This is a genomic window from Pseudoalteromonas sp. AS84, from assembly GCF_038900255.1.
Taxonomy (GTDB): domain Bacteria; phylum Pseudomonadota; class Gammaproteobacteria; order Enterobacterales; family Alteromonadaceae; genus Pseudoalteromonas.
The window spans coordinates 75,056-83,138 of sequence record NZ_JBBMQY010000020.1 but is presented as its reverse complement, the minus strand read 5'-3'; the positions used below and the strand labels follow the sequence as shown (position 1 = coordinate 83,138).

At 41.9% G+C, this 8,083-nt stretch carries 11 protein-coding genes; 8 read left to right on the top strand and 3 right to left on the bottom strand.

Annotated features, from left to right (window positions below):
* Positions 1-296 precede the first annotated feature (296 nt).
* The 3 genes from WNY79_RS17170 to WNY79_RS17160 all read right to left on the bottom strand — a co-directional run bounded on the left by WNY79_RS17170 (position 297) and on the right by WNY79_RS17160 (position 2,892).
* Positions 297-1,484 carry a VWA domain-containing protein gene (locus WNY79_RS17170; RefSeq protein WP_342876470.1) on the bottom strand — a complete coding sequence of 396 codons (1,188 nt, stop codon included), beginning with the start codon at positions 1,482-1,484 and terminating at the stop codon, positions 297-299.
* 266 nt (positions 1,485-1,750) lie between these two features.
* Positions 1,751-2,599 carry a MoxR family ATPase gene (locus WNY79_RS17165; protein ID WP_024600605.1) on the bottom strand — a complete coding sequence of 283 codons (849 nt, stop codon included), beginning with the start codon at positions 2,597-2,599 and terminating at the stop codon, positions 1,751-1,753.
* A gap of 53 nt (positions 2,600-2,652) precedes the next feature.
* Complete coding sequence (locus WNY79_RS17160) at positions 2,653-2,892, bottom strand: DUF1653 domain-containing protein (RefSeq protein WP_024596334.1); 240 nt, start codon at positions 2,890-2,892, stop codon at positions 2,653-2,655.
* Positions 2,893-2,952: 60 nt separating this feature from the next.
* Between WNY79_RS17160 and WNY79_RS17155 the strand changes: the two genes are divergently transcribed.
* The 8 genes from WNY79_RS17155 (at position 2,953) to WNY79_RS17120 (ending at position 8,075) form a co-directional block, all read left to right on the top strand.
* Positions 2,953-3,432 (top strand): DUF2947 domain-containing protein, encoded by a 480-nt coding sequence (locus tag WNY79_RS17155; RefSeq protein WP_002958965.1) that lies wholly within the window; start codon positions 2,953-2,955, stop codon positions 3,430-3,432.
* 75 nt (positions 3,433-3,507) lie between these two features.
* Positions 3,508-4,143 (top strand): hypothetical protein, encoded by a 636-nt coding sequence (locus tag WNY79_RS17150; RefSeq protein WP_342876469.1) that lies wholly within the window; start codon positions 3,508-3,510, stop codon positions 4,141-4,143.
* Between the two features lie 37 nt (positions 4,144-4,180).
* The gene (gene ftsB, locus WNY79_RS17145; protein WP_007584772.1) at positions 4,181-4,468 is read left to right on the top strand and encodes a cell division protein FtsB; all 288 of its coding nucleotides are present in this window, start codon (positions 4,181-4,183) and stop codon (positions 4,466-4,468) included.
* Positions 4,458-5,159 (top strand): 2-C-methyl-D-erythritol 4-phosphate cytidylyltransferase, encoded by a 702-nt coding sequence (gene ispD, locus WNY79_RS17140; RefSeq protein ID WP_342876468.1) that lies wholly within the window; start codon positions 4,458-4,460, stop codon positions 5,157-5,159. Before ftsB ends, ispD begins: the two co-directional genes overlap by 11 nt.
* Complete coding sequence (ispF, locus tag WNY79_RS17135) at positions 5,156-5,653, top strand: 2-C-methyl-D-erythritol 2,4-cyclodiphosphate synthase (RefSeq protein WP_342876467.1); 498 nt, start codon at positions 5,156-5,158, stop codon at positions 5,651-5,653. The genes ispD and ispF overlap by 4 nt, the downstream gene beginning before the upstream one ends.
* Positions 5,650-6,702 carry a tRNA pseudouridine(13) synthase TruD gene (locus WNY79_RS17130; protein WP_342876466.1) on the top strand — a complete coding sequence of 351 codons (1,053 nt, stop codon included), beginning with the start codon at positions 5,650-5,652 and terminating at the stop codon, positions 6,700-6,702. The genes ispF and WNY79_RS17130 overlap by 4 nt, the downstream gene beginning before the upstream one ends.
* On the top strand, positions 6,683-7,447 hold the full coding sequence (gene surE / locus WNY79_RS17125; RefSeq protein WP_076925194.1) for a 5'/3'-nucleotidase SurE: 765 nt from the start codon (positions 6,683-6,685) through the stop codon (positions 7,445-7,447). The genes WNY79_RS17130 and surE overlap by 20 nt, the downstream gene beginning before the upstream one ends.
* Positions 7,437-8,075 (top strand): protein-L-isoaspartate(D-aspartate) O-methyltransferase, encoded by a 639-nt coding sequence (locus WNY79_RS17120; RefSeq protein ID WP_024597331.1) that lies wholly within the window; start codon positions 7,437-7,439, stop codon positions 8,073-8,075. The genes surE and WNY79_RS17120 overlap by 11 nt, the downstream gene beginning before the upstream one ends.
* Positions 8,076-8,083 lie beyond the last annotated feature (8 nt).

Below are 8,083 nucleotides of genomic sequence, written 5' to 3'. Positions count from 1 at the left end.
AAATCCAGAGAAAAAAGAAGCAATGCGGGCGGCATAAAATTTAATTTGATGCGACAACTAACTTGAAAAACTCCGATTCAGCAAAAGGATCTGGCCCTAAAATCTGATGAGAGGTAATAAAAGGGACTCTAGAGTCTTGTGATTTCCAATCATTCAAACATTTAGCTTCAACATTGCTTACTAATAAATAAATGCTTTCATCCTTTTTAGAGTCACTTATAAAGATAGTAATAAAAACCATATTGATAATAAGTGATGCAAACAAAACTAATTTTAATATATTCCTATTATTCATTTTAACTCAGCTCTTTTATCGCTCTACTTATCCCATCTAAACTCAGCGCATACATGCGATTGTTCATTAACTCTTTTATAAAGCCAATCGATTGATAGTACGGCCAGTGTTCAACGGGTTGTGGGTTGAGCCAGGCGACTTTATCAAAGTGGTTGGTGATTCTTGATAACCATGCACTTCCGGGCTCTTCGTTGTAATGTTCTACCGAGCCGCCGGGGTAGGCTATTTCGTATGGGCCCATAGTAGCATCGCCCACAAAAATTACTTTATAGTCGCTGGTAAATTTATTAATCAGCATCATGGTGTCGATTACGTTTGAATGGCGGAGGGCGTTATCTTGCCACACGTGTTCGTACAAACAGTTATGAAAGTAGTAAAACTCTAAATGTTTAAACTCGCTGTGGGCGGCGCTAAATAATTCTTCGCAGGTGTGAATATAGTCATCCATTGAGCCGCCAATATCAAACAGCATGAGTACTTTTACGGCGTTGTGGCGTTCGGGTGCCATTTTTACATCCAGCATGCCACCTTGCTTTGCAGTAGCGCGAATGGTTTCGTTTAAATCCAGTGTATCGCTTGCGCCAGTGCGGGCAAACTTACGCAGTTTTTTAAGGGCGAGTTTAATAGTACGCGAGCCAATTTCTCTGTCGGTGTCGAGGTTTTTGTATTCTCGTTTATCCCACACTTTTACCGCTTGGCGGTTACGGTTGCCGTCTTGCCCAATACGTACGCCTTCAGGGTTGTAGCCGTATGCACCAAAAGGTGATGTGCCGCCAGTGCCCACCCATTTATTGCCGCCTGCGTGGCGTTTTTGTTGCTCTTCTAAACGCTCTTTTAGGGTTTTCATTAGCTCGTCGAGCCCGCCCATAGCTTTAAGTTGGGCTTTTTCTTCATCGCTTAGGTTTTTTTCAAACTCTTTACGTAGCCAATCTTCAGGTAAGTTGTGCTGTTGCTTTAAACTTTCGAGTAAATCAAGGTCGGCAATACCGCTAAAGTAGTCACTAAAGGCTTTGTCAAAACGGTCAAAGTGCGTTTCGTCTTTTACCATTATGGTGCGCGCTAAATGGTAAAATGCGTCTACGTCGGCAAATATAACGCCTTTTTTTAAGGCGTTAATTAAATCGAGTAACTCACGCAGGCTTACCGGTAAGCGGTATTCACGCAGTTTGAAGAAAAACTGTACTAACATATAAGGGCCTGTTTATCTTTCGAGGTTAAATTTGCAGCAGTGTGTTTGGTATTTAGGCAAGGCAGAGCCTATGTAGTGTGGTTATTCCCCATAAATAGGCGATAACACAGCATAAATACCAAACACGCGCTGCCTGAAGGTTCGTTCTAGGGACGATTAACTCTTTGTTGCTCGGCTTTTACTTAGCCCACTAGGTTACAAACCTCGCGCCACGATTAAATCGTCCCTAGTTAGAACAAATTTTAATCCTGAAAGGTCAACAGGCCCTAGCGACGGCTCATAAACGCGAGTTTTTCGATTAGGCTTATGTCTTGCTCGTTTTTAAGCAGTGCGCCAAACATGGGCATTAAACCGCCTTTTTTAGCTTTGTCGTGCAGTGTTTTAGCGTCTATGTCTTCAGCCATTAAGAGCTTTAACCAGTCGAGTAATTCGCTGGTGGAAGGTTTCTTTTTAAGGCCGTTAGCTTCGCGCAGGTTAAAAAACACTTCGAGTGCTTGGCGTACTAAATCCTGTTTAACGTTAGGGTAGTGCACGTCAATAATTTGCTGCATTTCATCGCTGCTAGGAAAATCAATGTAATGAAAAAAGCAGCGGCGTAAAAATGCGTCCGGTAATTCTTTTTCATTATTTGATGTGATGATCACAATTGGGCGCTCTTTTGCGACAATACGCTCATTAGTTTCATAAACATGAAACTCCATTTTATCAAGCTCAAGCAGTAAGTCGTTTGGGAACTCGATATCAGCTTTGTCTATTTCATCAATTAATAGTACTGGGCGTTTACCGTTAAGCTCTGCATACGTAAATGCCTGCCACAGCTTACCTTTAACAATGTAGTTACTAATATTATGTACGCGCTCGTCACCTAATTGGCTGTCGCGCAGGCGCGAAACCGCATCGTACTCGTACAAGCCTTGCTGCGCTTTGGTGGTCGATTTTATATGCCACTGAATAAGCGTGGTGTCTAAACTTTTAGCAAGTTCTTCAGCCAGCATAGTTTTACCAGTGCCGGGTTCGCCTTTAATTAAAAGTGGTTTTTCGAGCATAATGGCAGCATTTACAGCTTGTTTAAGCGAGCTGCTAGCTATGTAATTATCAGTTGAATTAAATTGCACGAGTTAGCCTCTATCTGGTCAGAGCAGTATTGAATGTATTCATGATGCCATAGTTAATCTATTTCACCAATATAGGCAAAACGCGGTATGGTGTTGCCGTCTTTTTCTATAGTTTCGTTAAACATACTAAGTGGACGTGCCCAAATACCAAATTCACCGTAAAGAGCCTGATAAATAACAAGCTGTTCCTCGGTTTCGCTATGGGTGGCAACGTGAATAACTTTGTATTGCGGCCCTTTGTAGTGTTGGTATAAGCCTGGTTTGAGGGAAAGTGGTTTTATTGCTGTAGTCATGTTTTGATCTCTTGTATAATTTGGCTTTGCACTTTTAATGTTAACTAATTTGCCGACACTATGAACTATATTTCTTTAGATGATTACAAAAAGGCGTGGGTTTTTCGCCACAAAGATTTACCTGTATCTGATGAAGACGCAGCAAAAATAAAACCTATGAGCGACGAGCGCGCAGCCGTACTTTGGACAACCATGGTGAGTCGTGAGTTTGATCACCCTGATTTTTTTGAAGACACCGATTGGTGTGGCCAAGAAAAAAGCTTTAGCCAAGAAGTAGATTGGCAAGATGCGTGGGAAAATGGTGATGCGCTACCACCAGAAGCAATCTTAACGTTTTTAGATTGGGAAGCTAACACCACTGTTTATTTTTGTATGGCACGCGATAATATTATCGAAACAACCTTTGATGTATTTAAACGCAATTGGCAAAACTTTATGTTTTTAGCTGATGGCAGTTTACTAATTGGTAAAAAGCGTAATACGGTTGTGCAATTTTTAGAATCAGGTAAAGCAAAATTAGGTGAAAAGCCAAGCGCTTAAATTAGTGCGCTGCGCTTAAAAAATATTCAATACTGTGTTATAAAACATTTACCTAAATATTTTTGAGTACAGCTTTTGGTCGCTAAAAATCAGTCACTTGGTGCTCAGCAGCAAGTTGAAATTTGGCAAACTGATGCACAAAAAGTGTTGTATGCACAATTGTGTAATGCGTTTTATCAGCGTGAGGTTCAGCGATTAGTTGCAGAGCCTAATGCCGATAAACTGCGCCGCCAGTTAAAAAGCCTACCTTATTATATTGAGCGAGCTGCAACGTTAGTTGCCAATGGTGACACGCCTTTTACGCTGGACGCACAAAATGGTACGTGGCTTGAAAAGCAAAAACCAACCCCACCGGATGTGAATGTTCAAGCTAATGAACTTTTTTACCAGGCGTATGCCAAAGTGGGGCTTATAGTGCCGGTTATATTACATGGCTACGATCAGGTGCGCCTTAGAATAGACAGTATCGATCAGTTAGGCGAAAATAAGCTGCATTGTAACGAGCTTGGTTGGTTTGATTTTTTAGGAAATGGGCTAGAGCAACAAAACGCTCAGCTAATAAAGCCAAGCAAAGTAAGTTTAACTGGGGCATGTTGCGGGCATCAATGGCAATTTTCGAAGCGTTGTATGCCACGGGTTTTATCACTACGCGAAATGCTTTTAGCGGGTAGTATTAATTGGCGCAATTTAAAGCGCCCCTTAGCGTATTAAAGTTAAGGTATTTGGAATTTAAAATAAGGAGTGTTAAATGCGTATTTTTCAAGTTGGCTTACTGTGCTTAGCACTGTTTGTACAATACAGATTATGGTTCGGTCATAATGGTTTACAAGATTACACACGGCTAAAAGGTGCTGTAGCGTCGCATCAAGAAACCAACGAAAAGCTCATTAAACGTAATAAAGTACTTAAAGCAGATATTGAAGACTTAAAGCTTGGCCAAGAAGGCATTGAAGAGCGTGCACGCAACGAATTGGGAATGATTAAACCGGACGAAACATTTATTCGTGTTTTACCGGGCAAACAATATGACAAATAAACAGACTATTGCAGCAATTGTACCTGCTGCGGGTGTTGGCAGTAGAATGCAGCACAATGCGCCTAAGCAATATATACAATTAGCCGGTAAAACCATTTTAGAACACACCTTGGCTAAACTTTCCCAATTATCTCAATTACGTACTATTGTTGTTGCTCTTAGCGACAGCGACCCTTATTTTGATGAACTCCCACTGCTTGACAAGCGCATTGTGCGAGCCAGTGGCGGTAAAGAGCGAGCAGATTCTGTGCTCAATAGTTTACTTTTTTTAGCGCCTAACCCGCCTACATGGGTATTGGTGCACGATGCTGCCCGTCCGCTAGTTAATATCAGTGATATAGAACGTTTGATTGATGAATGCGTAAGCGCTGATGAAGGCGGTATTTTAGCTAGCAAAGTAAAAGACACCATAAAACGTGGCCACAAGTACAGCGAACAAACTGTGCCACGAGACGACTTATGGCAAGCACTTACCCCACAGTTTTTTAAATATAATGAGCTTAAAAGTGCGCTTCAAAACGCATTAGTAAGTGGGGTAACTATTACCGATGAAGCCAGTGCAATTGAGTGGGCAGGTAAACCGGTAAAGCTTGTAGCAGGTCGCAGCGATAATATTAAAATAACCACGCCAGAGGATTTAGATTTGGCTGGGTTTTTACTACACAAACAACAAAACGAGAGTGCATTATGATACGAATTGGCCATGGTTTTGACGTACATAAATTTGGCGGCGAAGGCCCGTTAACTATTTGTGGTGAAAAAATTGATTACCCACAGGGCTTTTTAGCGCACTCAGATGGTGATGTTGCTATTCATGCATTATGCGATGCTATTTTAGGCTCGCTTGCAATGGGTGATATTGGTAAGCACTTTCCAGATACGGCAAGCGAGTATGAAAATATCGACAGCCGTATTTTACTTCGCCATGTGGTGAGCTTAGCTAAAGAGCAAGGTTATGTAATTGGCAATGGCGATGTGACTATTGTTGCACAGGCGCCAAAAATGCTGCCACATATTCAAGCTATGCGCGCTAATTTAGCCAGCGATTTAAATTGCGACCTTTCGCAAATTAATGTTAAAGCCACTACTACCGAAAAACTAGGCTTTGAAGGGCGCAGGGAAGGTATTTCGAGCCATGCAGTGGTTATTATGAATAAAGATCTTGCGAGTACAACAAACGCATGAGCGATTTAAATTATTTATACGGTGCTCCGCTTTCTAAAGCTGATTTTAAAACCACTGCTGAAGACTTTATGGTTGATGAAGACCTAGGTATAGAATTTACCGGCAGTGGCGAACACATGTGTTTGCAGGTGGTTAAAAAAGGCGAAAACACGCAATATGTTGCCAAGCTAATTGCGCAGCGTGCGGGTGTATCCCCTCGAGACGTAAGTTACGCTGGCATGAAAGATCGCCACGGTGTGTGCTCGCAGTGGTTTAGTGTGAAAGTACCGATTAAAAAGCCTATCGATTTTAGTGATTTAAATAGTGAGAGCATTTTTATTGTGTCGCAACAGCGCCACGATCGTAAATTACGTACGGGCTGCCACAAGGGTAATAAATTCACTATTACGCTTCGTAACGTGACTGAGCCGCTTGATATTTTATGCCGTATTAACGCTGTACGCGCAGGTGTACCTAACTATTTTGGCGAGCAGCGTTTTGGACATGGCGGACATAACTTAGTAATGGCTGAAAAAATGTTTGCCGGGGAGCGCATTCGCGATAAAAAACTGCGCGGTATTATTATTTCAGCAGCGCGTTCTCATGTATTTAATCAAATAGTAAATTTACGTGTAGCCGAACATGGTTTAGCTAAAACAATGCACCGTGAAGTATTTATGCTCAGCGGCAGTAATGCATTTTTTGAAGATGCAATTAACGACGAAAACATAGAGCGATTAGCCACTGGCGATATTATGATGTCGGCACCTATGGTGGGTAAAAGTGAAAAAGGCCTAACCGAGAAAGAAAAAGTATGGCTCGAACCATATCAAACATGGTGTGATGGCTTAGGTGAGTTAGGCCTTAAAAATGAGCGCAGGATGCTGCGTTTAATTCCGCAAAACTTAACGGTTGAGACCATAGATGAAACCAGTTTAAAACTGAGTTTTGGTTTGCCAAAAGGATGTTTTGCAACCGCATTATTACGCGAGCTGGTGGATTACACAGATGCAAGTCCACGAGAGCGCAAAGAAAAGGATAATGACATAAATGAAGATACTGTTAAGTAACGATGATGGCGTAAATGCCAAAGGTATTGCGGTTTTATATCAGGCGCTTATACAAATTGCAGATGTAACCCTTGTTGCACCTGATCGCAACTGTAGTGGTGCTAGTAATTCTTTAACATTAATGAACCCGCTACGCGCAACAACGCTTGAAAATGGTTTTATGTCGGTTAATGGCACACCTACAGATTGTGTACATTTAGGTGTAAATCAGTTAGTTGATGAAAAACCCGACCTTGTTGTTGCTGGTATTAACCATGGTGCCAATTTAGGCGACGATACGCTTTATTCAGGCACTGTTGCCGCTGCAACCGAAGGTCGCCACTTAGGCTTACCTGCAATTGCAGTATCGCTTTGCTCACATAAAGGTGAGCATTTTGAAACAGCCGCTGCTGTTACCGTAAATATTATTAAAGGCTTGGCTTCGCACCCGCTTCCAAAAGATCAAATAATAAATATAAATGTGCCAGATATTCCATTAAGTGAATTAAAAGGGGTGCAAGTAACACGTCTAGGCGCTCGTCATAAAGCCGAAACCATGACCAAACAAACCGATCCTTGGGGCCGTGATATTTACTGGTATGGATCGCTGGGCACAGAAAGTGATGCAGGTGAGGGGACCGACTTTTACGCAATCAATAACGGTTATGCCTCTGTTACGCCATTAAGTGTTGATATGACAGCTAAAGATAGCTTAAAAGCTGTAGGAGACTGGTTAGCCGATTTGGAGATTAATCGTGCTCGCTAATTATTCCCGCAGTGCAAAAGCGCTATCTGACTTACTAAAGCGTGAAGGTGTTGAAGATACACAAGTACTTAGTGCTATAGCTGATGTTCCACGTCATGTGTTTATAGATGATGTGCTCAAACACAAAGCCTATGAAAATACAGCGCTACCGATTGGGCAAGGGCAAACTATTTCCCAGCCTTATATAGTCGCGCGTATGACTGAGTTACTTCGCTTAGCTGGTGTGCGCAATAAAGTGCTGGAAATTGGTACTGGCTCTGGATATCAAACTGCAATATTAGCCAAAACGTTTACAAAGGTTTATTCGGTAGAGCGTATTAAAACGCTTCAGTGGCAGGCAAAACGTCGATTGCAACAACTCGATTTATATAATGTAACCATGAAGCATGGTGATGGTTGGCAAGGCTGGCAATCACAAGCACCTTTTGATGGTATTATAGTGACTGCTGCGGCCTCTAAAGTCCCGCAAGACTTACTTGCTCAGTTAGCCGATGGAGGCGTGTTATTAGCGCCCATTGGTGAGAGTGTTCAAAAATTAGTAATGGTTATCCGCGAAGGCGATAATTATAAAGAGCATGTTATTGCTCCCGTTAGATTTGTGCCGTTAGTACCTGGCGATATTGAATAGGAATTCAT